Annotated in this window: 25 protein-coding genes; 12 read left to right on the plus strand and 13 right to left on the minus strand. The window is 70.8% G+C overall.

Annotated features, from left to right (window positions below; genetic code table 11):
* Positions 1 to 72: 72 nt before the first annotated feature.
* The 5 genes from ABZ906_RS13575 to thpD all read left to right on the plus strand — a co-directional run bounded on the left by ABZ906_RS13575 (position 73) and on the right by thpD (position 4,370).
* Entirely contained in the window at positions 73 to 597 is a 525-nt protein-coding gene (locus tag ABZ906_RS13575; RefSeq protein WP_361188222.1) for a DinB family protein, read from the plus strand.
* Positions 598 to 929: 332 nt separating this feature from the next.
* On the plus strand, positions 930 to 1,523 hold the full coding sequence (ectA, locus tag ABZ906_RS13580) for a diaminobutyrate acetyltransferase (protein WP_361188224.1): 594 nt from the start codon (positions 930 to 932) through the stop codon (positions 1,521 to 1,523).
* A gap of 73 nt (positions 1,524 to 1,596) precedes the next feature.
* Positions 1,597 to 2,868 (plus strand): diaminobutyrate--2-oxoglutarate transaminase, encoded by a 1,272-nt coding sequence (gene ectB, locus ABZ906_RS13585; protein ID WP_361188226.1) that lies wholly within the window; start codon positions 1,597 to 1,599, stop codon positions 2,866 to 2,868.
* A gap of 53 nt (positions 2,869 to 2,921) precedes the next feature.
* Complete coding sequence (locus tag ABZ906_RS13590) at positions 2,922 to 3,329, plus strand: ectoine synthase (protein ID WP_361188229.1); 408 nt, start codon at positions 2,922 to 2,924, stop codon at positions 3,327 to 3,329.
* A gap of 141 nt (positions 3,330 to 3,470) precedes the next feature.
* On the plus strand, positions 3,471 to 4,370 hold the full coding sequence (thpD, locus tag ABZ906_RS13595; protein WP_361188230.1) for an ectoine hydroxylase: 900 nt from the start codon (positions 3,471 to 3,473) through the stop codon (positions 4,368 to 4,370).
* 103 nt (positions 4,371 to 4,473) lie between these two features.
* On the opposite strand, the gene ABZ906_RS13600 is transcribed toward thpD, so the two are convergent.
* Positions 4,474 to 5,541 (minus strand): alkene reductase, encoded by a 1,068-nt coding sequence (locus tag ABZ906_RS13600; RefSeq protein ID WP_361381621.1) that lies wholly within the window; start codon positions 5,539 to 5,541, stop codon positions 4,474 to 4,476.
* A gap of 145 nt (positions 5,542 to 5,686) precedes the next feature.
* On the opposite strand from ABZ906_RS13600, the gene ABZ906_RS13605 reads away from it, so the two are divergent.
* Positions 5,687 to 6,160 (plus strand): MarR family transcriptional regulator, encoded by a 474-nt coding sequence (locus tag ABZ906_RS13605; RefSeq protein WP_361381624.1) that lies wholly within the window; start codon positions 5,687 to 5,689, stop codon positions 6,158 to 6,160.
* Between the two features lie 305 nt (positions 6,161 to 6,465).
* Here ABZ906_RS13605 and ABZ906_RS13610 read toward each other — a convergent pair whose 3' ends face one another.
* From ABZ906_RS13610 to ABZ906_RS13640, 7 genes are all read right to left on the minus strand, one after another.
* Positions 6,466 to 7,479 carry a maleylpyruvate isomerase family mycothiol-dependent enzyme gene (locus tag ABZ906_RS13610; protein WP_361381627.1) on the minus strand — a complete coding sequence of 338 codons (1,014 nt, stop codon included), beginning with the start codon at positions 7,477 to 7,479 and terminating at the stop codon, positions 6,466 to 6,468.
* A complete protein-coding gene (locus ABZ906_RS13615; RefSeq protein WP_361188238.1) occupies positions 7,479 to 8,063 on the minus strand; it encodes a sigma-70 family RNA polymerase sigma factor in 585 nt (194 codons plus the stop codon). The genes ABZ906_RS13610 and ABZ906_RS13615 overlap by 1 nt, the downstream gene beginning before the upstream one ends.
* An 88-nt stretch (positions 8,064 to 8,151) precedes the next feature.
* Positions 8,152 to 9,198: an aminotransferase class V-fold PLP-dependent enzyme gene (locus ABZ906_RS13620; protein ID WP_361381630.1), complete on the minus strand. Its 1,047-nt coding sequence runs from the start codon at positions 9,196 to 9,198 to the stop codon at positions 8,152 to 8,154.
* Between the two features lie 71 nt (positions 9,199 to 9,269).
* Positions 9,270 to 9,992: a DsbA family oxidoreductase gene (locus tag ABZ906_RS13625; RefSeq protein WP_361381633.1), complete on the minus strand. Its 723-nt coding sequence runs from the start codon at positions 9,990 to 9,992 to the stop codon at positions 9,270 to 9,272.
* 77 nt (positions 9,993 to 10,069) lie between these two features.
* On the minus strand, positions 10,070 to 10,588 hold the full coding sequence (locus ABZ906_RS13630) for a GNAT family N-acetyltransferase (RefSeq protein WP_361381636.1): 519 nt from the start codon (positions 10,586 to 10,588) through the stop codon (positions 10,070 to 10,072).
* Positions 10,589 to 10,684: 96 nt separating this feature from the next.
* Entirely contained in the window at positions 10,685 to 11,293 is a 609-nt protein-coding gene (locus ABZ906_RS13635; protein WP_361381639.1) for a DUF1349 domain-containing protein, read from the minus strand.
* 5 nt (positions 11,294 to 11,298) lie between these two features.
* Positions 11,299 to 12,828: an aldehyde dehydrogenase (NADP(+)) gene (locus tag ABZ906_RS13640; protein WP_361188248.1), complete on the minus strand. Its 1,530-nt coding sequence runs from the start codon at positions 12,826 to 12,828 to the stop codon at positions 11,299 to 11,301.
* A gap of 135 nt (positions 12,829 to 12,963) precedes the next feature.
* Here ABZ906_RS13640 and ABZ906_RS13645 point away from each other — a divergent pair, with 135 nt between their 5' ends.
* The 6 genes from ABZ906_RS13645 to ABZ906_RS13670 all read left to right on the plus strand — a co-directional run bounded on the left by ABZ906_RS13645 (position 12,964) and on the right by ABZ906_RS13670 (position 18,880).
* Positions 12,964 to 13,734 (plus strand): IclR family transcriptional regulator, encoded by a 771-nt coding sequence (locus ABZ906_RS13645; protein ID WP_361188251.1) that lies wholly within the window; start codon positions 12,964 to 12,966, stop codon positions 13,732 to 13,734.
* An 11-nt stretch (positions 13,735 to 13,745) separates the two neighbouring features.
* A complete protein-coding gene (locus ABZ906_RS13650; RefSeq protein WP_361188937.1) occupies positions 13,746 to 14,219 on the plus strand; it encodes a GNAT family N-acetyltransferase in 474 nt (157 codons plus the stop codon).
* A 164-nt stretch (positions 14,220 to 14,383) separates the two neighbouring features.
* Entirely contained in the window at positions 14,384 to 15,340 is a 957-nt protein-coding gene (locus ABZ906_RS13655; protein ID WP_361381642.1) for a hypothetical protein, read from the plus strand.
* Positions 15,337 to 16,671, plus strand: coding sequence for a histidine kinase (locus ABZ906_RS13660; protein ID WP_361381646.1), 1,335 nt, complete (start codon positions 15,337 to 15,339; stop codon positions 16,669 to 16,671). Before ABZ906_RS13655 ends, ABZ906_RS13660 begins: the two co-directional genes overlap by 4 nt.
* Positions 16,668 to 17,339, plus strand: coding sequence for a response regulator transcription factor (locus ABZ906_RS13665; protein WP_361381649.1), 672 nt, complete (start codon positions 16,668 to 16,670; stop codon positions 17,337 to 17,339). The genes ABZ906_RS13660 and ABZ906_RS13665 overlap by 4 nt, the downstream gene beginning before the upstream one ends.
* A 92-nt stretch (positions 17,340 to 17,431) precedes the next feature.
* Entirely contained in the window at positions 17,432 to 18,880 is a 1,449-nt protein-coding gene (locus ABZ906_RS13670) for a penicillin-binding transpeptidase domain-containing protein (protein WP_361381652.1), read from the plus strand.
* Positions 18,881 to 18,984: 104 nt separating this feature from the next.
* On the opposite strand, the gene ABZ906_RS13675 is transcribed toward ABZ906_RS13670, so the two are convergent.
* From ABZ906_RS13675 to ABZ906_RS13695, 5 genes are all read right to left on the minus strand, one after another.
* Positions 18,985 to 19,701 (minus strand): hypothetical protein, encoded by a 717-nt coding sequence (locus ABZ906_RS13675; protein ID WP_361381655.1) that lies wholly within the window; start codon positions 19,699 to 19,701, stop codon positions 18,985 to 18,987.
* Positions 19,698 to 20,060 (minus strand): PadR family transcriptional regulator, encoded by a 363-nt coding sequence (locus ABZ906_RS13680; protein ID WP_361381658.1) that lies wholly within the window; start codon positions 20,058 to 20,060, stop codon positions 19,698 to 19,700. The genes ABZ906_RS13675 and ABZ906_RS13680 overlap by 4 nt, the downstream gene beginning before the upstream one ends.
* A gap of 2 nt (positions 20,061 to 20,062) precedes the next feature.
* Positions 20,063 to 20,815 (minus strand): CPBP family intramembrane glutamic endopeptidase, encoded by a 753-nt coding sequence (locus ABZ906_RS13685; protein WP_361381661.1) that lies wholly within the window; start codon positions 20,813 to 20,815, stop codon positions 20,063 to 20,065.
* A gap of 153 nt (positions 20,816 to 20,968) precedes the next feature.
* Positions 20,969 to 21,781, minus strand: coding sequence for an HAD family acid phosphatase (locus ABZ906_RS13690; RefSeq protein WP_361381664.1), 813 nt, complete (start codon positions 21,779 to 21,781; stop codon positions 20,969 to 20,971).
* Positions 21,782 to 21,965: 184 nt separating this feature from the next.
* Positions 21,966 to 22,553 (minus strand): TIGR03086 family metal-binding protein, encoded by a 588-nt coding sequence (locus ABZ906_RS13695; RefSeq protein WP_361381667.1) that lies wholly within the window; start codon positions 22,551 to 22,553, stop codon positions 21,966 to 21,968.
* Between the last annotated feature and the right edge of the window lie 38 nt (positions 22,554 to 22,591).

Consider the following 22,591-nt stretch of genomic DNA (forward strand, 5'->3'; position numbering starts at 1 on the left):
CGGCGCGGAGCCTCTCCAAGCTCACAGCGAACAGCGGACGCGACGAGGGTCCCGCATGGCAGCGTGACGGCCATGACCACGCTCCCGGACGGCCGCCCCGTGCCCGCCCCGACCGCGGGCGAGCCGGCGATGCTGGCGGACTGGCTCGACTTCCACCGCGAGACGCTCGCGATGAAGTGCTGCGGCCTCGACGACGCACAGACCCGGCTCACGGCGGTCCCGTCCTCGTCGCTGACCCTGCTCGGCCTCGTGCAGCATCTGGCCGAGGTGGAGCGGAACTGGTTCCAGCGGGTGCTCGCCGGGCGGGACGTGCCGCCGGTGTACGGGGACCCCGCCGGTGGTTTCGCTCTGGATCCGCGGCGGTCGTACGGCCAGGCCCTGGCCGTGTGGCGGCGCGAGGTGGCGGTGAGCCGGGAGCTCTGCGAGGGACGTTCGCTGGACGACGTCGGGCGGCTGAGCGAGCAGGAAGCCGCGGTGGCGGGCAGCGCCGAGGTGAGCCTGCGCTGGATCCTGGTCCACCTCATCGAGGAGTACGCGCGGCACAACGGCCACGCCGATCTCCTCAGGGAGGGAATCGACGGGGTAACGGGGCCGTAAATGCTCTACGTAAATTCACGGACGCATTCTCACCGCTTCTTTATCCACTTTATCAGCACAGCTTCCCGTATTCTTCTGCCCGCTTTTCCGGGACCTAAACACTAAGGTTTCGGCAACGCGCAGTCTCACAATTCGGACACGCTTCGAGGGAGTTACGCTTCTGTGACGTACTCCACATCACGCCCGGAATGTGGCTTACGACCCCGTCAAATCAGGCCAAATCGCCGAGTTCTCCTGCGGGCGCGCACCCCCGCGTGATAACACATGGGGCGCCTTTACGTAACCCCTCCTGCCGATGCAATTAAAGAAATTGCTCGGTAAATTCAATCTGCATGACCGCAGCACAAGCCGATCTACCGACCGACCTGCTAGCGAATTCCCTGGAAATGCCCGAGGGGTTGCGACTCGACACCCCCGACGTCGCCGACGGTGCCGCGATCTGGCGGATCGCCCGCGACTCGAAGGTGTTGGACCTCAACTCCTCGTACAGCTACCTGCTGTGGTGCCGCGACTTCGCGGCGACCTCCGTGGTGGCCAGGGACTCGAACGGTGAGCCCGCCGGGTTCATCACCGGCTACATCCGGCCCGAGCGGCCGCGCACCCTGGTGGTCTGGCAGGTGGCCGTCGACCAGGCGCACCGGGGCCGCGGCCTTGCCGGTGCGCTGCTCGACGGTCTTACCGCCAAGGTCGCCGCCGACCGGGAGCTGGTCTCGGTCGAGACGACCATCACCCCGGACAACGCCCCGTCCCAGCGGCTCTTCACCTCGTACGCACAGCGCCACGGAGCGTCGGTCGAGCGCACGGTGCTCTTCGACGCCGGGCTCTTCCCCGAAGAGGGGCACGAGCCCGAGGTCCTGTACCTGATAGAGCCGATCACCAAGACCGGGCAGGCCGCGCAGACCGGGCCGGTCGAGCCAGTCGGCTGAGTTCCGCCCTTCCCCCCACGCACCACCCGTTCCCCCCACCTCCCACGTCTTTCCATCTCCCAGGAGATCTGCTGTGACCATCACCCAGCCCGACCTGAGCGTCTTCGAGACCCTGGAGTCGGAGGTGCGCAGCTACTGCCGCGGTTGGCCCACCATCTTCGACCGTGCGCAGGGCAGCCGCATGTTCGACGAGGACGGCCACTCGTACCTCGACTTCTTCGCCGGGGCCGGGTCGCTCAACTACGGCCACAACAACCCGGTCCTCAAACGCGCCCTGATCGACTACCTGGAGCGCGACAGCATCGTCCACGGCCTGGACATGTCGACGACCGCCAAGCGCGCGTTCCTCGAGTCGTTCCAGAACATCATCCTGCGCCCGCGTGACCTGCCGTACAAGGTCATGTTCCCGGGCCCGACGGGCACCAACGCCGTCGAGTCCGCGCTGAAGCTGGCGCGCAAGGTCAAGGGCCGCGAGTCGATCGTGTCGTTCACGAACGCCTTCCACGGCATGTCGCTCGGCTCGCTCGCGGTGACCGGAAACGCCTTCAAGCGCGCCGGCGCCGGCATCCCGCTGGTGCACGGCACGCCGATGCCGTTCGACCACTACTTCGACGGCAAGACCCCTGACTTCATCTGGTTCGAGCGGCTGCTCGAGGACCAGGGCTCCGGCCTCAACCAGCCCGCCGCCGTGATCGTCGAGACGGTGCAGGGCGAGGGCGGCATCAACGTCGCCCGCGCCGAGTGGCTGCGCAAGCTCGCCGAGGTGTGCGAGCGCTGGGACATGCTCCTGATCGTCGACGACATCCAGATGGGCTGCGGCCGTACCGGCGCGTTCTTCTCCTTCGAGGAGGCGGGCATCACGCCGGACATCGTGACGGTGTCCAAGTCCATCAGCGGCTACGGCCTGCCGATGGCGCTGACCCTGTTCAAGCCGGAGCTGGACATCTGGGAGCCGGGCGAGCACAACGGCACCTTCCGCGGCAACAACGCCGCGTTCGTCACGGCCGCCGCCGCCCTGGAGACCTACTGGTCCGACGGTCCGGCCATGGAGAAGCAGACCCGCGCCCGCGGCGAGCAGATCGAAGAGGCCTTCGCCGCGATCGCCGACGAGAATCCCGGCGCCATCAAGGAGTACCGCGGCCGCGGTCTCGTCTGGGGCATGGAGTTCATCGACAAGGCACGTGCGGGCGCCATCGCCAAGCGCGCCTTCGAACTGGGCCTGCTCATCGAGACGTCCGGACCCGAGAGCGAGGTCGTCAAGCTCCTTCCGGCGCTGACGATCACCGCCGACGAACTGGACGAAGGGCTTCGTACCCTCGCCCGCGCGGTGCGCGAGACCGCCTGAGCGAAATCGAGCCAGCTTCTTCACCCCCGTAAGAGAAAAGGAACCAACTCACCGTGATCGTCCGTTCGTTCAAGGACATTGAAGGCACCGACCGGCACGTGAAGTCCGCGTCCGGCACCTGGGAGAGCAAGCGCATCGTCCTCGCCAAGGAGCGAGTGGGCTTCTCGGTCCACGAGACCATCCTGTACGCGGGTACGGAGACGTCCATGTGGTACGCCAACCACATCGAGGCCGTCGTGTGCACCAAGGGAGAGGCCGAGCTGACCGACGAGACGACCGGCGAGAAGTACACGATCACGCCGGGGACCATGTACCTGCTGGACGGGCACGAGAAGCACACGATGCGGATCCGGGAGGACTTCCACTGCATCTGCGTCTTCAACCCGCCCGTCACGGGTCGTGAGGACCACGACGAGAACGGCGTGTACCCGCTGCTCACCGAGCCGGAGCCGGCGGCCTGAATGCCGCGAAAGGCGTGAGCTCCGGCTCCCCGTCACAGGGCTGAGACACGCCCCCATAATCTCCCCCGCCGCCCTCTTCCTCTGGGCGGCGGGGGTGTGCATCCCGGAAAGGGCCGTACGAGAGGAGAGGCAGGCAACACCATGACCACCGCACCCGAACGCACCGCCGATCTGTACCCGACGCGAGGCACCGAAGAGGTCCTCATCGAGCGCAAGGACCCCGTCGTGTGGTCCGCGCCGGGTACGCCGGGGCCTATCGAGGCCGATGAACTGGCGGGGTTCGAACGGGACGGTTTCCTGGCGATCGACCAGCTCATCACTCCGGACGAGGTGAACCTCTACCACTCGGAGCTCGAGCGGTTGATCGACGACCCCACGATGCGGGCGGACGACCGCTCCATCGTGGAGCCGCGCTCCCAGGAGATCCGCACCATCTTTGAGGTGCACAAGATCAGCGAGCTGTTCGCCAAGCTCGCGGCCGACCCGCGAGTGGTGGGTCGGGCCCGGCAGATCCTGGGGTCCGACGTGTACGTCCACCAGTCCCGGATCAACGTGAAGCCCGGCTTCGGAGCCTCCGGGTTCTACTGGCACTCGGACTTCGAGACCTGGCACGCCGAGGACGGACTCGCGAACATGCGGACCGTCTCCGTCTCGATCGCGCTCACGAAGAATTACGACACCAACGGCGGCCTCATGATCATGCCGGGGTCGCACAAGACGTTCCTCGGCTGTGAAGGCGCGACGCCGAAGGACAACTACAAGCGGTCCCTGCAGATGCAGGACGCGGGCATTCCCTCGGACGAGACGCTGACCAGCCTCGCCTCTGACTACGGCATCCGGCTCTTCACCGGTGAGGCGGGCTCTGCGACCTGGTTCGACTGCAATGCCATGCACGGTTCGGGGGACAACATCACGCCGTTCCCGCGAAGCAACGTCTTCATCGTGTTCAACAGCGTGGAGAACACGGCGGTGGAGCCGTTCGCGGCGCCGGTCCGGCGGCCGGATTACATTGGGGCTCGGGACTTCACTCCGGTGAAGTAAGCAGTCTTGTAGGAGAGTTGGCCCGGCACTCGGGGGTGCCGGGCCACACTTGGTTCCCGGGTCAGCGGCCCCTGGTCGGCCGTTCCGGATCAGCCTCGCCGGTTCACAGCGCCGGGTAGTCCGTGTAGCCCTTCTCCGTGCCGCCGAAGAACGTCGCCGTGTCGGGGGTGTTGTACGGGCCGTCGGCCTTGAGGCGGGCCGGCAGGTCGGGGTTGGCGAGGAACAGCGCGCCGAACGCGACGACGTCCGCGGTGCCGTCCTCGACCAGGGCGAGGGCGTCGGATCCGGTGGGGCCCTCGGTGGCGGGGTTCAGGACGAAGGTTCCGTCGAAGCTGCCGCGCAGCGTGTTCACCAGGTCGCGGATCGAGCCCGACTCCATGACGTGCAGATACGCGAGGCCCAGGGCGCTCAGCTCCTTCACCAGCGGTGTGTACGTCGCCTCGAGCCCGTCCGCGGGCTCGGAGATGCTGTTGAAGGGGTTGCCCGGCGAGAGGCGCAGGCCGGTGCGGGCGGCGCCGATCTCCGCCGCGACCGCCCGTGCGGTCTCGACCGCGAAACGGATGCGGTTCTCGGGGGTGCCGCCCCATTCGTCGGTGCGCAGGTTCGAGCCGGGGGCCAGGAACTGGTGGATCAAGTAGCCGTTGGCGCCGTGCAGTTCGACTCCGTCGAAGCCCGCGTCGATCGCGTTGCGGGCGGCGGTCACGAAGTCGTCGATGGTGGCGCGGATCTCGTCGCCGGTCAGTTCGCGGGGCGTGACGAAGTCCTTGGGGCCCTCGGCCGTATAGACCTGGCCCTCGGCAGCGACGGCCGAGGGGGCGACGTTCACCGAGCCGTCGGAGAACAGTACGGGGTGGCCGATGCGGCCCGCGTGCATGAGCTGGGCGAAGATCCGGCCGCCGGCGGCGTGGACGGCGGAGGTGACCTTGCGCCAGGACTCGACCTGCTCATCTGTGTGCAGGCCCGGCGTGTCCGGGTAGCCCTGGCCGATGACCGAGGGCTGGATGCCCTCCGTGATGATCAGGCCCGCCGAGGCGCGCTGGGCGTAGTACTCGGCGGTCAGTTCCGTGGCGGTGGCGCCCGCGCCCGCGCGGCTCCGGGTCATCGGGGCCATGGCTATGCGGTTGCTCAGGGGGGTGCCGGCGAGGTCGAGCGAATCGAAGGCGGTGGTCATCGGGGGCTCCAGGGGGTATTTACGGGGAGTATTTATTGGTCGGCCAATTGATTGAACCGAGCGCCGCCCCGAGTCATTCCTTGGCCGGCCAAGTTAATCTGGGGGGACTGGTCCGTACTCCCCCACTCCCCTTGCAGGAGCACCGATGAATGCCCGGGACGAACCCGCCTGTCCGCTGCCCGCCGCGACACGGAGGGGGCCCGTGAGCCACACCGTGAGCCGGGTGGCCCGGCTGCACCGGACCGCGGCGGGCAAGGTGCTGAAGGAGGTCGGGCTCTACCCCGGTCAGGAGTTCGTGATGATGTACCTGTGGGACGCGGGGGCCGCGCGGCAGTCGGACATCATCAAGGCGGTCGGCCTCGACCCCTCGACGGTCACGAAGATGCTGCAACGCCTGGAGCAGGCGGGACACGTGCAGCGCCGCCCCGACCCGGACGACCGGCGCGGGGTCCTCGTGGAGGCCACGGAGGCGAGCTGCGGGTTGCTGGCGGACGTGGAGCGGGCGTGGGGCGCACTGGAGGAGCAGACGCTGGCGGGCTTCGACGACCGGGATCGGGCGGAGCTGGTGCGGTTGCTTGGGCGGGTGGAGGCGAATCTGTGCGCGGGGGGCGGGGTCTAGCGGGGCCGGTTCGTCTTGGGGGTGGGGGCGCGCCTGTATGTCCGTCCTCGCCGACTGCGGGCCGTCGTGCGTGCTGCGGTACTGCTCCGTCTGTGGGTGCGGGGGCGCGCCGGTATGTCCGTCCTCGCCATCCGCCTCTGGGCGCTCTTTTGCTTCGGCTGGGGAGTGTTGCGAGCCGTGCTCCGGGCGGAAATACCGGCACACCCCCTCGCGTCTCGTCGCCGACTGCGGGCGCGTGGGGCGTGCTGCCGGGCAATCGGGTGGGTGGGCGGGAGAGGTTGTTCGGGCACGTGGAGACGCGGGGGTCAGAGCCAGGCCAGGGACGCCGCTCGGGTCAGGACGTGGTCCGCGGCGGATTCGTCGCCGGAGAGGCCACGGGGGACCCCCGCGGGATCCACCCTGCCGCCCATGAGCAGGCAGAAGTCCACCGGGTCCAGGACAAGCTCCGCACTCACCGGCTCCGCCCCGTCCCCCAGGATCCAGGAGACCTCGCCGCCGTCCCCGGCGACGGTCAGCGCGACGGCCGGTGTCGCGGGACCGAGGGCCAGCCCCAGGATCCGTACGGCAAGACGCACCAGCTGCCACAGATGGGCAGTACGGGGCGGCGGAACCGGCAGGTCCAACGCCCTGCCGATGTCCTCCGTATGCACCCACGCCTCGAAGGCCCTGACCAGGAAATGGTCGGCCAGCGGAAGCCGCGCGCCCATCAACGTCGTCGCCCGCCCCGCCAGTTCCGGATCATGCGCCTCCGGAGAGGAAAGGAGCGCGTTCGCCTGGTTCCGCCAGGACACGACGGTCTCGGCGGGGGCACGGCCGCGCTCGCGGGCGAGGACCTCCTCCGTACGGGCCGCCCACGCCTCGCGCCACGACGTCCCGTCCACGCCGTCGAACTCCCCCGGCACCCGCAGGCCCAGGCGTACGGCGAGCGGCTCGTCGGCGGCCAGCAGATGCGCGACCGTGTCGTGCGCGTCCCAGTCGTGCACGACAGGAACCCCCCAGGACCCGCGCTCGTCCAGCTCCCCGAGGAGCGCCTGGAGCCCGGCGACGGCAGCGGCGTACGGCGCCGCGTGCGAAGCCGTGCGGGAGGCGGCGGGACGGGTGCGCAGGGCCAGGGCGAGGCCCCGCCCGGCGGGAGCGGGCCCGGTGGTGACGGGCGGCCCGTCCAGGTCCCGTACGACCGCCCGCAGCCGCGCCGCCTCCGCCGCGCACGGATCGCAGTCGGCCAGATGCGGCGCGAGGGTCCGCTCGTCCCCCGGCATGAGCGCGCCGACGGCCCAGGCCCCGAGAAGGTCACGTACGGCTTCGTGATCCGTGGTCATCACGCGCCTCTTTCGCCTGGAGCGTCGGCAAGTGCCGGGTCGGGTGGTTCGGTCAGGGCTTCGGCCAGCTTGCGCAGGGCCGTGCGTAATCGGGTCTTCGCCGTTCCCTCGGGAATGCCGAGTTCCACGGCGGCCTGGCGGTACGTGCGGCCCGCGAAGTACGCCAGGTGCACCACCTGGCGCTGCGGGAGCGGCAGCGTGGCCAGCGCGGAGTGCAGGAGCAGGGAGCGTTCTCGTGCCATGACCACGTCTTCCGGGGGCGGGTCCGGGGTGGGGATGGTGTGCAGGGTCGTGTCGTCCGCATGGGCCGCCTTGCGGTGGCGCTCCTCGCCGCGTACCCAGTCCACCGCCCGGCGATGCGCCAGCATGCTCAGCCAGGTGCGCAGACTGCCTCGCCGCGCGTCGAACGCGTAGGGCCGCGACCAGAGATGGGCGAAGACCTCCTGGGCGACGTCCTCCGCCCCGGCGGGGCTGCGGGTGACGCGTGCGGCGATGCGGTGGACGAGCGGGCCGTACGTGTCGTAGACCTCGGCGAGGGCCGTCTCGTCGCCGTACACCAGGCGCTGGTGCAGGTCGGTGTCCACAGAGGGCTGTTCCGCCACTGAACACCACCGCCTCGTGAGGCCACGCCGTTCTGCCTTCCTAGCGCCCCGCCGCGCCGCGCGCCAGTGTTCAGCCGGAGAGCACGTCGAGGATCCTGTCCACGTCCGCCTCCGTGTTGTACAGATGGAACGAGGCTCGCAGGTGTCCCGCCCGCGCGGACGTGAAGATCCCGGCCCGGCGCAATTCGGGTTCCTTGTCGGCGAGTCCGGGGACCGCGACGATGGCGGCCCCGCCGGGCACCGGCTCGTGGCCGAGCTCCGCGAGCCCCGCGCGGTAGCGGGCCGCGAGCGCCGTGTCGTGGGCGTGCACCGCCTCGATGCCGGTCTCCTCGATGTACGCGAGGGACTGCGCCGCTCCGTGGTAGGCGAGGAAGGCGGGCGGTTCGTCGAACCGGCGCGCGTCGGCGGCGAGTTCGGACAGTGGGCCGTACGTGGAGTGCCAGCTGTCCGCCGAGGCCATCCACCCGGCGTGCAGCGGCACGAGGGATTCCTGTGCCTCCTCGCTCACCGTCAGGAACGAGGTGCCGCGCGGGCAGAGCAGCCATTTGAAGGCGCCGGTGACGGTGTAGTCGTACGCGCCCGCGTCGAAGGGCAGCCAGCCCGCGGCCTGTGTGGCGTCGTTGAGGATGCGGGCACCGTGGGCGGCGGCGGCCGCGCGCAGCGCCGTGTCGTCGGCGATACGGCCGTCGGCCGACTGCACGGCGGAGTACACGACGAGGGACGTGGTGGGGCGTACCGCTTCGGCGAGGTCTTCGAGGGGGGCGAAGCGGATCTTGAGGTCGCCGCGCACCACGAAGGGGTTGATGATCGAGCTGAAATCCCCCTCGGGGAAGAGGATCTCGGCTCCCGGTGGCTGCGCGGCGGCGATCAGACCGCAGTGGACGGCGACCGAGCCGCCGTTGGCCACCCGTCCGCCGGGCACGCCGACGATCCGCGCGAAGGACTCGCGGACCGCGTCCACGATCCCGAAGTCACCCGCCCCGTCGCCCCTGCCCGCGGCGTTCCCGGCCGCGAGGCGCTGGACCGCCTCGACCGCGCGGGCGGGCAGCAGGCCGCATTTCGCGGTGTCCAGATACGTCGACGTGGGCGCGAACTCGGCGCCGTTGATGATCCCCATGGGATCAACCTTCGCGCCCGTTCACGCCCACGTCCATCACGCGTCCGCCGGCGGGACCGGTCCGGTGGCGTCTACGCGCCGTCGCTCCCGGCCTGCGGGACCGCGCAGCCGTCGGGGCCGCAGGCGTCACCGTCCGCGAGGGTGGTGAGCGGCGAGCGGCTGCCCCATGCCTGTTCGAGGGCCTGCGTGAAGACGTCGGCGGGCTGGGCGCCGGAGACGCCGTACTTGCGGTCGAGGACGAAGAAGGGCACGCCGTTCGCGCCGAGTTCGGCGGCCTCGCGCTCGTCGGTGCGTACGTCGTCGGCGTAACGGGTGGGGTCGGCGAGGACCGCGCGCGCGTCGTCCGCGTCCAGGCCGGCCGCGACGGCCAGCTCCACGAGGCGCTCGTCGTCGTCGAAGACGGAGCGCTCCTCGGCGAAGTTGGCGCGGTAGAGGAGCCCGAGCAGCTCGTCCTGCCTGCCCTGCTCCTTGGCGAGGTGCAGGAGGCGGTGCATGTCGAAGGTGCTGCCGTGGTCGCGGCCCTCGGTGAGGTAGTCGAGGCCTTCGGAGGAGGCGTTCACGCCGAGGTTCCGCTCGGCCTCCTGGGCCTGCTCCTCGCTCATGCCGTACTTCTTGGCGAGCATCGGGATCACGAGGCCGCTGTCGCCCTTGGCCCGCGAGGGGTCGAGCTCGAAGGAGCGGTGCACCACCTCGACGTCGTCGCGGTGCGGGAAGGCGGCGAGCGCCTTCTCGAAGCGGGCCTTTCCGACATAACACCAGGGACAGGCGATATCGGACCAGATCTCGACGCGCATGTGACTAGCTCTCTTCAGGTCGAACGGTAGTGCGGAGGGTCCCTCCGGTCAGTTGAAGAACGTACGACCTGCTCCCGTCATTCCCCGGCCGTCACGGTCAGCCGCATCCGCAGATGCGTGCCCGCGCCCTCGCCCGGCTCCGCGGGATGCCAGCCGTGCCGGGCGTAGAAGGCCTGGGCGCGGCGGTTGTCCCGGTGGACGTCCAGGGTGGCCACCCGGATGCCGTCGGCCCGCCACTCCTCCACGCAGGCGGCGTGCAGCGCCGTGCCGACCCCCGCCCGCCAGTGCTCGGGGTCGACGTGGAACTGGAAGAGCACCACAGTGTCCGCCGCCTCGCCCTCGGGCGTACGGAAGGACGCGAGCCCCACGATCCTGCCCTCGCGAACCGCGCACAGCACATGCCCGTGACGGCGCTCGACGGCTTCACGCCACAGCACGGTCCCGTCGACGCCCTCGTCCGGCAGTCCCTCCGGGTAGTACGTGGCGCGGGCGCGCGCGTGCAGGGCGGCGAGGGCCGGGGCGTCGGCGGTGACAGCGGTGCGTATGACGGTCGGCATCACGGTCCGCATCGTGGTGGGGAGGGCTGAGTGGATCATGCTGCGACAGACGCGTTTGCGGAGCTTTGGGTTCCAAGGCGGCCGAAATGGACGCGACGGGCGCTCTGCGTGAGCCCGGTCCGGCGCACCAGGTGACTACGAACCGTCCCTGAGGCCCTGCGGCCAGTTCGGGCGGAACTCGATCCCCTCGTACGTCACCACGCACCCCTCCCCCACCGGGGACTGCGCCATGAAGCCGACCAGGGCCGCGCCCGCCGTCTTCTCCTCGCCCAGGGAGAAGATCCGGACGAACGTCCACTGCTTGCCGTCCAGGGACGCGTGGAACGCGAACGCCGAGCCCGTGCGGCTGATGCGGAGCCAGACGCTGCTGCCGTCCACCACAAAGGCGTTCGCGTCGTCGGAGCGGCCGCGGGTGACGACCGTGCAGACCGTCGCCTCGTCCGGCGACCGCTCCAGGCAGAGCTTGGCCCACTCCCGGTCGCCCACGTGCAGGTACAGCACGCCCGCGTCGAACGCCGCCGCGAAACCGACCGTCACCCGGGCGATCAGCTGGAAGTCCCCCTCGGGCGCACCGAGCAGGCGGGGCGCGTCCGACGCGGGGTCGAGCGCCTCGCCCGTCGGCGGCACGAAGCGGTCCTGCCGGGCGCCCGCCCAGCCGGTGAGCACACCGTCCTCGTACGACCAGTTCCCGTCGGGACCGTACGTACGCAAGGAGAAGGTCAGTTCGGGGATGTTGACGTCCATGGACGTCAGTGTTCCAGGCGCCCGTCGTAGCGGCGCGGGAGCCCCAGCGGATTGTCGTCACGCAGCTCGGGCGGGAGCAGCGCCTCGGGCGTGTTCTGGTACGCGACGGGACGCAGCCAGCGCTCGATCGCCGTGCCGCCCACGGAGGTGGAGGTCGACGTCGTCGCCGGGTACGGGCCGCCGTGGTGCTGCGCGGGCGCTACCGCGACGCCGGTCGGCCAGCCGTTGACCAGCACGCGCCCGGCCAGCGGCGTCAGTTCGGCGACCAGCGCCGCACCTCGCCCCTCGCCCGCGGCCTCGTCGGCGGACAGCTGCACCGTCGCCGTGAGGTTGCCGGGCAGCCGGGTCAGCACCGAGGTGATCTCCGCCTCGTTCTCGTAGCGCGCGACGACCGTCACGGGGCCGAAGCACTCCTCCAGGAGCAGATCGTGCTCGCCCTCGGTGGCCAGCTTCGCCGCCGGAACCGTCAGGAAGCCCGCGCTGACCGTGTGCTCGCTGCCCGCGCCCGGCGTCACCGGCGCGTCCACGTCCGGCAGTTCGCCGCGCTCGCGCACGCCCGCCACGAAGTTGTCCCGCATCCGGTGGTCCAGGAGCACCCCGGCCTCGGTGTCGCTGACCGCCTCGGTCAGCGACTTGAGGAACCGGTCGCCGCCCTCGCCCGCGGGCGCGAAGACCAGGCCGGGCTTGACGCAGAACTGGCCGACGCCGAGCGTCATCGAGCCCGCGAGGCCGGTCCCGATCTCCTCCGCGCGCTCGACGGCCGCCGCCTCGGTCACGACGACCGGGTTGAGGGAGCCGAGCTCGCCGTGGAAGGGGATCGGCACGGGGCGGGCCGCCGCCGCGTCGAAGAGGGCACGGCCGCCGCGGATGGAGCCGGTGAAGCCCGCTCCGGACACGAGCGGGTGCTTGACCAGCTCGACTCCCGCCTCGAAGCCGTGCACGAGGCCGACGACGCCCTCGGGGATGCCGTGCCGGGCCGCGGCCCGCCGCAGCGTCGCCGCCACCAGCTCGGAGGTCGCCGGATGGTCCGGGTGCGCCTTGACGACCACGGGGCAGCCCGCGGCGAGCGCGCTCGCGGTGTCGCCGCCGGGCACGGAGAAGGCGAAGGGGAAGTTGGACGCGGAGTAGACGGCCACGACGCCCAGCGGGATCTTGTAGCGCCGCAGGTCCGGGATGGGCGGGGTCGCGCTGCTGTCGGGGTGGTCGATGACGACGCCGAGGAAGCCGCCCTCGTCGACCACGTCCGCGAAGGCCCGCAGCTGGAAGCAGGTGCGGGCCAGTTCGCCGGTGAGCCGGACGGGACCGAGCGCGGTCTCCGCGTCCGCGGCCTCCACCAGGTGGTCCTTGGCTCCGTCGAGCAGTTCGGCCGCGGAGCGCAGGAAGGCCGCGCGTACGGTGCGGTCGGCGAGCGCGTCCCCGGCGGCCAGTGCGGCGCGTACCGCCTGATCGACCTCCTCGGCTGTGGCTTCGACCGCAACCTGTTCGCGCTGCTTCCCGGTTCGGGGGTCGACACTCCAGACTGGTGCTGCTGCCACCGCGGGGTCCTTCCAGAGGTGATGCCACAGATGTGCTGCCACCCACCTGGGCTGTTCGATATGCTGAACGCTGTCTCCGATGATGAACCGGAGACTTCGGAGACTATTTCTCGTCGAACTAAGGGGTCAAGGGCGATGTCGGCTGGCGAGACTGGCGGGGCACAGGTCAAGTCCGCGGTGCGGACGGTGGAGTTGCTCGAATACTTCGCGGGCCGCCCCGGAATGCACTCCCTGGCCGCGGTGCAGGAAGCCGTCGGATACCCCAAGTCCAGCCTCTACATGCTCCTTCGCACGCTGGTGGAGCTCGGCTGGGTCGAGACGGACGCCACGGGCACGCGGTACGGGATCGGGGTGCGGGCGCTGCTCGTCGGCACGTCGTACATCGACGGCGACGAAGTGGTGGCGGCGGCGCGTCCGACGCTCGACCGCCTCTCGGACGACACCACGGAGACCATCCACCTGGCGCGCCTCGACGGCACGAACGTCGTCTACCTCGCCACGCGCCAGTCCCAGCACTACCTGCGCCCCTTCACCCGGGTGGGCCGCCGCCTCCCCGCGCACTCGACGTCCCTGGGCAAGGCGCTGCTGGCCACCCACACCGACGAGCAGGTCCGCAAGATGCTCCCGGAGACGCTGCCCGCGCTGACCGAGCACACGATCACCGACCGCGAGAAGCTGATCGACGAGCTGCGCACGGTCCGCGAGCAGGGCTTCGCGGTGGACCGCGAGGAGAACACGCTCGGCCTGCGCTGCTTCGGCGTCGCGATCCCGTACCGCACGCCCGCGCGGGACGCGATCAGCTGCTCCGTGCCGGTCGCGCGGCTTACGCCCGCGCACGAACAGATGGTGAAGGACGCGTTGTTCGACGCGCGGGACCGCTTGACACTGGCGACTCGTAGGCTCTGACCATGGTCAGCATGGATGTCATTCTGCGCCCGGTGCACGACAGCGATCTGCCGGTCTTCTACCGGCAGATGAACGATCCCGAGTCGAACCACGTGGCCGCGTTCACCTCTCCGAAGACGTCCGAGTGGGACCTCTTCGAGGCCCATTGGAAGGGTCTCCGGGAGTCGGCCGACGTCGTCGCGCGTACGGTCCTGGCGGACGGCGACGTGGTGGGCAGCGCGGCGGTGTACGGGGAGCCGGGCGAGCGGGAGGTCACGTACTGGATCGACCGCGCGTACTGGGGCCGCGGGCTCGCCACGGCCGCGTTGCGGGCCCTCCTCGCGGAGGTGCCCGAGCGGCCTCTCTACGCCCGCGCGGCCGCGGACAACGCGGGGTCGTTGCGGGTCCTCGAAAAATGCGGGTTCCGGGTGACGGCCCGTGCGAGCGGGTTCGCTCATGCGCGGGGCGAGGAGATCGCGGAGGACGTGCTGATACTGGAGAGCTGAGGCCGGCGGGGGCGCCCTGCGCGTACGGTCGTCACCGGCTCCGCCGAGTTCGTCCTCAAACGCCGGACGGGCTGGATTTGCATGCACCCCCTCCCCCGCGCGGCGGACCCGGATCATCGCGGCGCAGGACGTGATCCGCGCCCCGCGACGGGAGCGTGGAGGGCATGAAAGCTCTCCGCGCCGTGGCCATCCTCGCCGCCCTGCCCTACCTCGCCCTCAAACTGGCCTGGATCGCGGGAAGTCACATCGGCATCCCCGAGGACAGCACCCTCCTCGAACACCGCACCGCCATGATCTTCGCCAACGCCCTGACCCTCCTGATGGACGCGTGCGTCATCGTCCTCGCCCTCGTCCTGACCCGCCCCCGGGGCCTGCGCACCCCCGCATGGCTGCTCGCGTTCCCCCTGTGGGCGGCCACCGGACTGCTGACGCCGATCATGGCCGGGTTCCCGCTCCAGCTCCTGGTCAAGGCGCTCGGCGGCAGCGTCGACCAGCCCTCGGCGAGGGACGGCGGCGGCGCCTTTCTCGACGAGTGGGTCTTCGGCGTCGTCTACGGCGGCTTCATCCTCCAGGGCCTGGCCCTGGGCGCCCTGTTCGTCCGGTACGCACGCAACCGCTGGGGCCGCCTTTGGGAGGGCCGGGTCCTCGACCTTTCCCGCGGCGGCTCCCTGCGGATCACCGCCGTCGCCGCCGCCCTCCTGGCCCTCGTCCCCGCCGCCCTGCACCTCCTGTGGCTCAGCGGCTCCGCCTTCGCCCTCAACCAGGCGCGCGCCGAGGACCGTACGACCGACTTCTACGTCCTCGAAGCGATGGACCTGGTCTACCTCGGCTCCGCCGTGACCGGCGGGCTGCTCATCGCCTTCCGGTGGGCCCCCGCCCTGCCCGTCAAGGTCCCGCTCGCCCTCGCCTGGCTCGGCTCGGGCGCGATCGCCTGCTGGGGCGCCTGGCTGCTGTTCGCCACGGTCGTCGGCACGGACGACATCGCCCGGCGGCCGACGGCGGGAATGCTCCTGACCTACTCTGTGCAGATGATCGTCGGGACGCTCGTGGCCACCCTCGGAGCACGCTTCCTCAAGGAGCGGTCGGGCGCGGTCACCACGGCGGCACGGCTCCCCGCGTGAAGGCTTTCGCGGCGACCCTGACCGCTCTCTTCGGGCGCCGGGCGCGGCGCCGGTGGATCCATCTGATCCTCGGCGGCGCACTCGCCATGCCGTACGTCTTCGTGGGCTCCGTCATCGTCGGGCCGCTGCTCGGCGAGGACAACGTCTTCGGCTCGATCACCTCCCAACTCGGCGCGTTCGCCGTGGGGTTGCCGCTCGCCGCGATCACCGCGCTCTTCCCGCTCACCCGGCCCATGTCGGTGGCCGCCGTACGCGCGCTGTGCGACGTACCGGGCGACGTGCTCGCCGACGGGCCCGCCAGGTCCCGGCAGGCGCGCGGACGCACCGTCGCGTGGTTCACGCTGCACCTCGGGTTCGGCGGGGTCATCAGCGGGATGTCCCTCGCACTGCCGCCGTTCGCCGCGGTGCTCATCGCGCTGCCCTTCGTCGCCGCGCTGCGGGACAGCCGTCTCGGGATGCCCGAAGCCCTCGGCGACGGCTGGCTGCTCGCGCTCTCGCCGGTCGCCGGAATCCTCTCCCTCGTCGCGCTCGCGGGGTGCGCGGCGGTGGCCGGGAGCCTGCTCGCGCGCTGGGCGCCCGATCTCCTGGGGCCCTCGCCCGCCGACCGGCTCGCGGCGGCCGAACAGCGCGCCGCGGACCTCGCCGTACGCAACCGTATTGCCCGGGAGCTGCACGACTCGGTGGGCCACGCCCTGAGCGCCGTCACGCTCCAGGCGAGCGCCGCCCGCAGGGTCCTCGACCGCGACCCGGAGTTCGTCCGCGAGGCGCTGGCCGCCATCGAGGAGACGACCCGGCGCACGGTCGGCGAACTCGACGCGGTCCTCGGCGTACTGCGGGAGGGCGGCACCGACCGGGCGGCTCCGACAGCACCGGCCCCCACCCTCGCCGCCGATCTCGACGGGCTCCTGGGGCGCACCCGTGCGGGCGGCCTGCGGGTCAGGGCCACGGTCGACCTCGGCCCCGGCGGCCCGGACGCCCTGCCCCCGATGGTGTCCCGCGAGGCCTACCGCATCGTCCAGGAGAGCCTGAGCAACGCGCTGCGGCACGCGGGCCCCGACGCCCCGCTCACCCTCCGCATCGCCCTGGACGGCGCCGACCTGGAGATCGTCGCGGAGAACCCGCTGCCTCACGGCGGCCCAGCGTCTTCGGGGTCCCGCCCCGGCGGCGGCCACGGCCTGCGCGGCATCACCGACCGGGCCAGGCTCCTGGGCGGCACGGTCCGGGCGGGCCCCGACGACGGGGTGTGGCGCGTGGACGTACGACTCCCCCTGAAGGGGCCCGCCGAAGGGCCCCGTGCGACGACCGACCCGAAGGGACCCGTACGCCCATGACCGAGACAGCCGCGCCAGCACCCATCCGCATCGTGCTCGCCGACGACGAGCGCATGGTGCGCACCGCCCTGCGCGTGATCCTGACCGCCGAGCCCGATCTGGAGGTCGTCGGCGAGGCGGCGAGCGGCGCGGAGGCGGTGTCCGTGGTGCGCGAGCTGACGCCCGACGTGGTGCTCATGGACGTCCGCATGCCGGAGATCGACGGCATCAGGGCCACCGAGCAGATCCTGCGGACGCTCGCCGATCCGCCGCGCATCGTGGTCGTGACGACCTTCGAGAACGACTCCTACGTGTACGAGGCGCTGCGCGCCGGGGCCTCCGGGTTCCTGCTCAAGCGGGCCGACGCGGACTCCCTGGTACAGGCGGTGCGGCTCGTCGCGCGCAGCGACTCGCTGCTCTTCCCGGCCGCCGTGCGCGCCCTGGCCGCCGAGCACGGGCGCGCGAAGCCCGCGCCGCCCGCCTGGGTGGGCCGCCTTACGGGGCGCGAGAGCGAGGTCCTGAGGCTGATGGCCGCGGGGCTGACCAACGCGGAGATCGCGGGGCGGATGGGGGTCGGGCCCGCGACGGTGAAGACGCATGTGGCGTCGGTGCTCGCCAAGACGGGGGCGCGGGACCGTACGCAGGCGGTGATCGCGGCCTACGAGGCGGGCTTCATGGACGCCGGCTGACTCCGGGACCGGGCCGGGTCGCAGTATGAGGAATCTCTAAGAAACCCGGCAGAACGGAACGAACAGATCCGCGCCGCTCGTCCTTTTACGGGATGAACAAGACGATCAGGCGCGCCTCGGTCTTCACACTGCTGCTCGTGATCGCCCTCCTTGTGCGGGCGACGTGGGTGCAGTTCTACGACTCGAAGGCGCTCGCGGACAACAAGCTGAACCGGCGCAACGCGATCGAGCAGTACGCGAACCCGCTCGGCAACATCATCGTGGGCGGTGAGGCGGTCACCGGCTCCGCGCGGACGAAGGGCAGCGACCTCAAGTACAAGCGCACCTACAAGGACGGCGAGCTGTACTCGTCCGTCACCGGCTACAGCTCGCAGGTGTACGGGGCGACGCAGCTGGAGGGCATCTACAAGGACGTCCTCGACGGCACCGACAACCGGCTGAAGAACCCGCTGGACACGGTCACGAACAAGCGCGCCGATCCGGGTGACGTGGTCACGACGATCGATCCGGCGGTGCAGAAGGCCGCGTACAAGTCGCTCGGCGACAAGAAGGGCGCGGCGGTCGCCGTCGACCCGAAGACGGGCAAGATCCTCGGCATGGTGTCGTCGCCGTCGTACGACCCCTCGGACATCAGCGGTTCCACGGACTCCAAGGAGTGGTCGGCGCTCCTGAAGGACAAGGAGAAGCCGATGGTCAACCGCGCGCTGCGGCAGCCGCTGCCGCCGGGCTCGACGTTCAAGCTGGTCGTCGCGGCGGCCGCGTTGGAGGACGGACTCTACGGTTCGGCGGACAGCAAGACGGAAAGCCCGAATCCGTACATGATGCCCGGCACGACCACCCCCCTGAGGAACGAGAACGCGTCCGCGCCCTGCGAGGACGCGACGATCCGTACGGCGCTCCAGTACTCGTGCAACAACGTCTTCGGGAAGATGGCCGTCGACCTGGGCCAGGACAAGGTCAAGGCGATGGCCGAGAAGATGGGCTTCAACACCGACAAGCTGGACGTGCCGGTGCGCGCGTCCGAGAGCGTGTACCCCTCGGACATGGACAAGGCCCAGACGGCGCTGACCGGCATCGGCCAGTTCGACGTGACGGCGACGCCGCTGCAGATGTCGATGGTGTCGGGAGCGATCGCCAACGGCGGTGAGCTGGTCGCGCCGCACATGGTGTCCCAGATCTCGGATTCGGGCGGAGACGTCCTGGAGTCCTTCGACGACCCGGAATCGCAGCGTGTGATGAGTCAGGACACGGCGAGTCAGCTCCAGTCGGCGATGGAGACGGTCGTCGAGAAGGGCACGGGCACGAACGCGCGGATCAGCGGCGCGGACGTGGGCGGCAAGACGGGCACGGCTCAGCACGGCGAGAAGAACAGCAAGACGCCGTACGCCTGGTTCACCTCGTACGCCAAGGGCAGCGACGGCAAGGAGGTCGCGGTGGCGGTCATCGTCGAGGAATCGGACGCGGCGAGGTCCGAGGTGAGCGGCAACGGCCTGGCGGCGCCGATCGCCAAGGCGATGATGTCGGCGGCCCTGAAGCGCTAGCCGCCTCCCTCTCCTGCTGTGGGCAGGCGTTCCGCAGGGCGGAACGGGTGGGCACAGCCCCGAAGACGCGGGGTGCCGTTCAAAGCGACGGCACCCCGCGGAGGTCAACGCCGCGACCGCCAGACCTGCCAGCCCCACAGGAGGCCGAGCGGAACCATGGCACCCGCCAGCAGTCCTACGGCGAAGCCGAAGCCGCTGTCGGCCTCGCCCTCATCGACGGCGACGGCGACGCCCGCCAGGACGACGGCCACCCCCGTCACGACCAGGAGCACATAGAACCGCCGGCTGAAGAACCGCCCCCGCTCAGGCACCCCCGGCGGCTCCGAAACCTCCGCTTCCGGCCCGAGGCTCGCAGCCAGAGGCCGCTTGAACCACGCGTACACGATCCAGTTCCCGCACGCCTCCCAGCCGTCGGGAGCGAGCCGCTCGTCGAGCCCTTCGCGCCCCCGCGTGACCAGCTCACGCCGGTACTCCCACCGCTGCGGCCGTTCCAGGTCCCGGTGGCTGACGAAGCGCCCGAGCGCGTCGACCCGCTCGACCTCCCATCCCTCGCCGCCGAAGCGGTTCAGGAGCTCTTCGTCGACGTATGTGTCGGCGGTCCACCGCCACGTCTCGACGTGCGCGCCCGGCACCTCGGGCCCCTGGTCTCCCGCGGGCGCAAGCTCGCGGGCGAACTCCTCCGCGGGCCCGAACTCCGCCTCCGGGTCCGCCCCGCCCGACTCCTCCAGGTGCGCCGCCAGATCGGCGAGGGTGGCCTCTACGTGGTCACAGGGCACTCCCTGCGCCCGCAGCCGCTCGGCGAGGTCGTCGAAGTAGCTCATCGCACGCCCGCCTTCGCCAGGACCTCGCGTACGGACCCGTCGAAGGCGAGCCACAGCCCGCCCTGCTCGCCGAGCGTGGCGCGCCCGGCGTCCGTCAGGGAGTAGTAGCGCCGGCCGGGGCCCTTCTCGGTGGCCCGGAACTCCGCGGCGACCAAGCCGGCCTCCTCCAGGCGGTTGAGCACGGGATAGAGCGTGCCGCCCTTGATCTGGCCGAACCCGGCGGCGCCGAGCAGCTTGGCGATCTCGTAGCCGTAGCTCTCGCCGTCGGTGAGGCTGGCGAGCACGAGCAGGTCGAGTACGCCCTTGAACCAGCTGGCCCGGCGGTCGGTCTTCGCGCCGCCGGAGGCGGATGCGGCCATGGTCAGCTTCCCTTCGGGGCGGGCGCGTGCACGGTCACGCCGCCGATCGGCTCCGGCTCGGGGAGCGTCAAGTCCCTTACGGAGAGGGCGACATGGATGACGACGGGAAGCAGCAGGCTCCCGGTGGACACATAGAGCCCGGCGAACAGCACTCCGACGAGGGCGAAGGCGATGGCGCCGCTGCGTCCCTGGTAGAGGCCGGCGAGGGCGTACACGAGCACCGAAATGCCCGCCGCCGCATAGAGGTCGAGGCCGAGCACGCCGACGCCGAAGGCGATCAGGAGACCGCGGTAGACGAGTTCGGCGCAGATGCCGTCGGTCACGGCGACGGCGATCGCGAGGCGGCGCTCCTGTGCCGTGCGCGGCAGCATCGCCCGGATGGAGGCGAGCCCCGGCACGTTCCTGCCGTCTTCGGCGAGGGTGCGCATCTTCCGCCCCGACATCACGGTGACCACCAGGAACACGACGATGACGACGGCCGTGGTCAGCGGCGATTCGGGCGCCGCGATGCCGAGGTCGGCGGCGGCCATGCCCGGCGAGAGCAGCAGCGCCGCCACGGCGAGGGCGGCGAAGACCCACCAGAAGACGAGCACGAAGGTGAAGTAGCCGACGAGGGCGCGCGGTTCGGTGTCCCGGCGGCGGGCGAGCGAGCCGTAGAGACGGCGGCCGAGCCAGGGCTCACCGAGCAGCAGATAGGCGCCGAGCACGGCCGTTATGGCCGTGGACGCGACCGAGAAGTCCGGCGAGATGGTCATGGGATTCCCCCTTCCCGACGGGGTCGCGCGGCGCGCGGCGCATGCCGCACGACCCGCACGACCCCATGAGCATGTGAGCTACCTAGACCGTAAGGCGACCTAGTCAGGAATGCAACCTATCTCGCGATGCCCACCACACTGTTGGGCAGCGGACTACTCCACGAAGTACGTCGGGTTCGGCAGCTTGTACGTCTTGTCCGCGTATCCGCCCGCGAGGTCGGAGACCTGGTCGCCGAAGCTGCCGACGATGTCGTAGCCGGTCGACTCGATGTGCTTGCGGGTGCCCTCCTTGAACTGCACGGTGGTGCACTCCCACTTGGCGGGCGTGGCGCAGTTGCTCAGGTAGGCGGGCGGCGCGGTCTTGTTCTTGGTGAACACGTGCTTGGTGTCCAGCTGCGTGTCGTACCCGGCCTTGGCGAGGTTGGTGACCGCGCCCTCGCGCTGGGCCTCGCTCAGGCCGGTCAGGAAGAAGACCTCGACGCCCTTGCCCTTGGCGTACTTCACGAGTTCGGGCATGCCGAAGACGGCGGGGCGCTTGGCCGCCTTCACGTAGGCGTCCCACGTGGCGCTGTTGTACGTGTAGTTGGTGGACTTCTCGTAGTCGAAGCTGAGCAGCGAGGTGTCGTCCACGTCGAGAACGATCGCGGGCTTCTTGCCGTGGCGGCCGTTCTTCGCGCCGTGCGCGGCGGCCTTCCTGATGTCCTTCTTCGCCTTGGCCTGGATGCGCGCCAGGTCCTTGGCGTACGGGCTGTCGGGCGAGGAGCGCCAGACGCCGTCGGCGTCCTGGTGGGCGCCGTAGTAGTCGTCGATCTCACCGACGAGCAGGCCGATGTTGTGGGGTTCGGCGGTGTGCCGCGCCGATGCCGTGTCGGCGGTGTCGGCGGTGGCGGCACCGGTGCCGTACAGCGCGGCGCCGGCGACGGCACAGGCGGTGGCGATGCCCGCCACCCGTAGGGACTTGCGCATGAGTCGTACTCTCCGGATCAGGGTCGGGGCCGCAGGGCCCGTGCAGGGGCAACGAGTTCGAGCAGGTCAATGCCTGTCTACGCGCACTGTCTACGCGCATCACATGCATCTGCGCGAGACCCTTTGCCCGATCGATACCTGATCCGGAGAAAGCCCGGTGCTTCCGGTGCTCGCCGGGTGCGCCTCAGGCGCCCGGCTTCCAGCCCGGGTCCCGCCCGCTGAGACCGATCACATGGTCGAGGCGCGAGGCGTCGTCCGGCACCGGGAACACGGCCCCGAACAGGCTGTTCCCCGACGTGTCCCCCTCCTCGGGCGTGAGCAGGGCCTCGGCCACCCCGAGGCTCGAAGCGTCGGGGTCGTACGCCTGGCCGGTCGCCCGCGCCAGGTCCCAGCCGTGCACGACCAGTTCGTCCATGGCGACGGCGCCCGCGACGGCACCGGGCAGATCGAGGCCGCCCGCGCGGGTCATGCCCTCCCACGCGGCCGGGTCGCGCCAGGCCTCCACCAGCTCGTCGAGCAGCTTCGGCAGATCGGCACGCCAGCCGGGGCCGACGTCCGGCACGACGCTGCCGGGGTCCCGGTCGAGGTGGGGCCCGAAGTCCTTGCGCGCGGCGTCCCGGAACGCGCCGGTCAGCTGGATCAGATGGCCGAGGAGATGGCGCACCCGGTACTCGGGGCAGGGCGTGGCTCCTTCGAGCTGCCCGTCGGCGACACCTTCGGCGACGGCCGCCACAAGGCGGGCCTGCGGCGCGAAGTCGATCATCTCCGTCATGAATCCTCCCGAATCCCGGCGGCCCCGCCCCCTCAGAC

This window comes from Streptomyces sp. NPDC046925 (assembly GCF_040644915.1).
Classification (GTDB): Bacteria; Actinomycetota; Actinomycetes; order Streptomycetales; family Streptomycetaceae; genus Streptomyces.

Coding starts and splice junctions, on each gene's coding strand:
- ABZ906_RS13605 (WP_361381624.1), top strand. CDS start 5,687: ATGAATGCCCGGGACGAACCCGCCTGTCCGCTGCCCGCCGCGACACGG.
- ABZ906_RS13685 (WP_361381661.1), bottom strand. CDS start 20,815: ATGACCATCTCGCCGGACTTCTCGGTCGCGTCCACGGCCATAACGGCC.
- ABZ906_RS13600 (WP_361381621.1), bottom strand. CDS start 5,541: ATGACCACCGCCTTCGATTCGCTCGACCTCGCCGGCACCCCCCTGAGC.
- ABZ906_RS13610 (WP_361381627.1), bottom strand. CDS start 7,479: ATGACCACGGATCACGAAGCCGTACGTGACCTTCTCGGGGCCTGGGCC.
- ABZ906_RS13680 (WP_361381658.1), bottom strand. CDS start 20,060: ATGGCCGCATCCGCCTCCGGCGGCGCGAAGACCGACCGCCGGGCCAGC.
- ABZ906_RS13690 (WP_361381664.1), bottom strand. CDS start 21,781: ATGCGCAAGTCCCTACGGGTGGCGGGCATCGCCACCGCCTGTGCCGTC.
- ABZ906_RS13665 (WP_361381649.1), top strand. CDS start 16,668: ATGACCGAGACAGCCGCGCCAGCACCCATCCGCATCGTGCTCGCCGAC.
- thpD (WP_361188230.1), top strand. CDS start 3,471: ATGACCACCGCACCCGAACGCACCGCCGATCTGTACCCGACGCGAGGC.
- ectA (WP_361188224.1), top strand. CDS start 930: ATGACCGCAGCACAAGCCGATCTACCGACCGACCTGCTAGCGAATTCC.
- ABZ906_RS13620 (WP_361381630.1), bottom strand. CDS start 9,198: ATGGGGATCATCAACGGCGCCGAGTTCGCGCCCACGTCGACGTATCTG.
- ABZ906_RS13655 (WP_361381642.1), top strand. CDS start 14,384: ATGAAAGCTCTCCGCGCCGTGGCCATCCTCGCCGCCCTGCCCTACCTC.
- ABZ906_RS13645 (WP_361188251.1), top strand. CDS start 12,964: ATGTCGGCTGGCGAGACTGGCGGGGCACAGGTCAAGTCCGCGGTGCGG.
- ABZ906_RS13630 (WP_361381636.1), bottom strand. CDS start 10,588: ATGATCCACTCAGCCCTCCCCACCACGATGCGGACCGTGATGCCGACC.
- ABZ906_RS13695 (WP_361381667.1), bottom strand. CDS start 22,553: ATGACGGAGATGATCGACTTCGCGCCGCAGGCCCGCCTTGTGGCGGCC.
- ABZ906_RS13675 (WP_361381655.1), bottom strand. CDS start 19,701: ATGAGCTACTTCGACGACCTCGCCGAGCGGCTGCGGGCGCAGGGAGTG.
- ABZ906_RS13650 (WP_361188937.1), top strand. CDS start 13,746: ATGGATGTCATTCTGCGCCCGGTGCACGACAGCGATCTGCCGGTCTTC.
- ABZ906_RS13670 (WP_361381652.1), top strand. CDS start 17,432: ATGAACAAGACGATCAGGCGCGCCTCGGTCTTCACACTGCTGCTCGTG.
- ABZ906_RS13635 (WP_361381639.1), bottom strand. CDS start 11,293: ATGGACGTCAACATCCCCGAACTGACCTTCTCCTTGCGTACGTACGGT.
- ABZ906_RS13575 (WP_361188222.1), top strand. CDS start 73: ATGACCACGCTCCCGGACGGCCGCCCCGTGCCCGCCCCGACCGCGGGC.
- ABZ906_RS13625 (WP_361381633.1), bottom strand. CDS start 9,992: ATGCGCGTCGAGATCTGGTCCGATATCGCCTGTCCCTGGTGTTATGTC.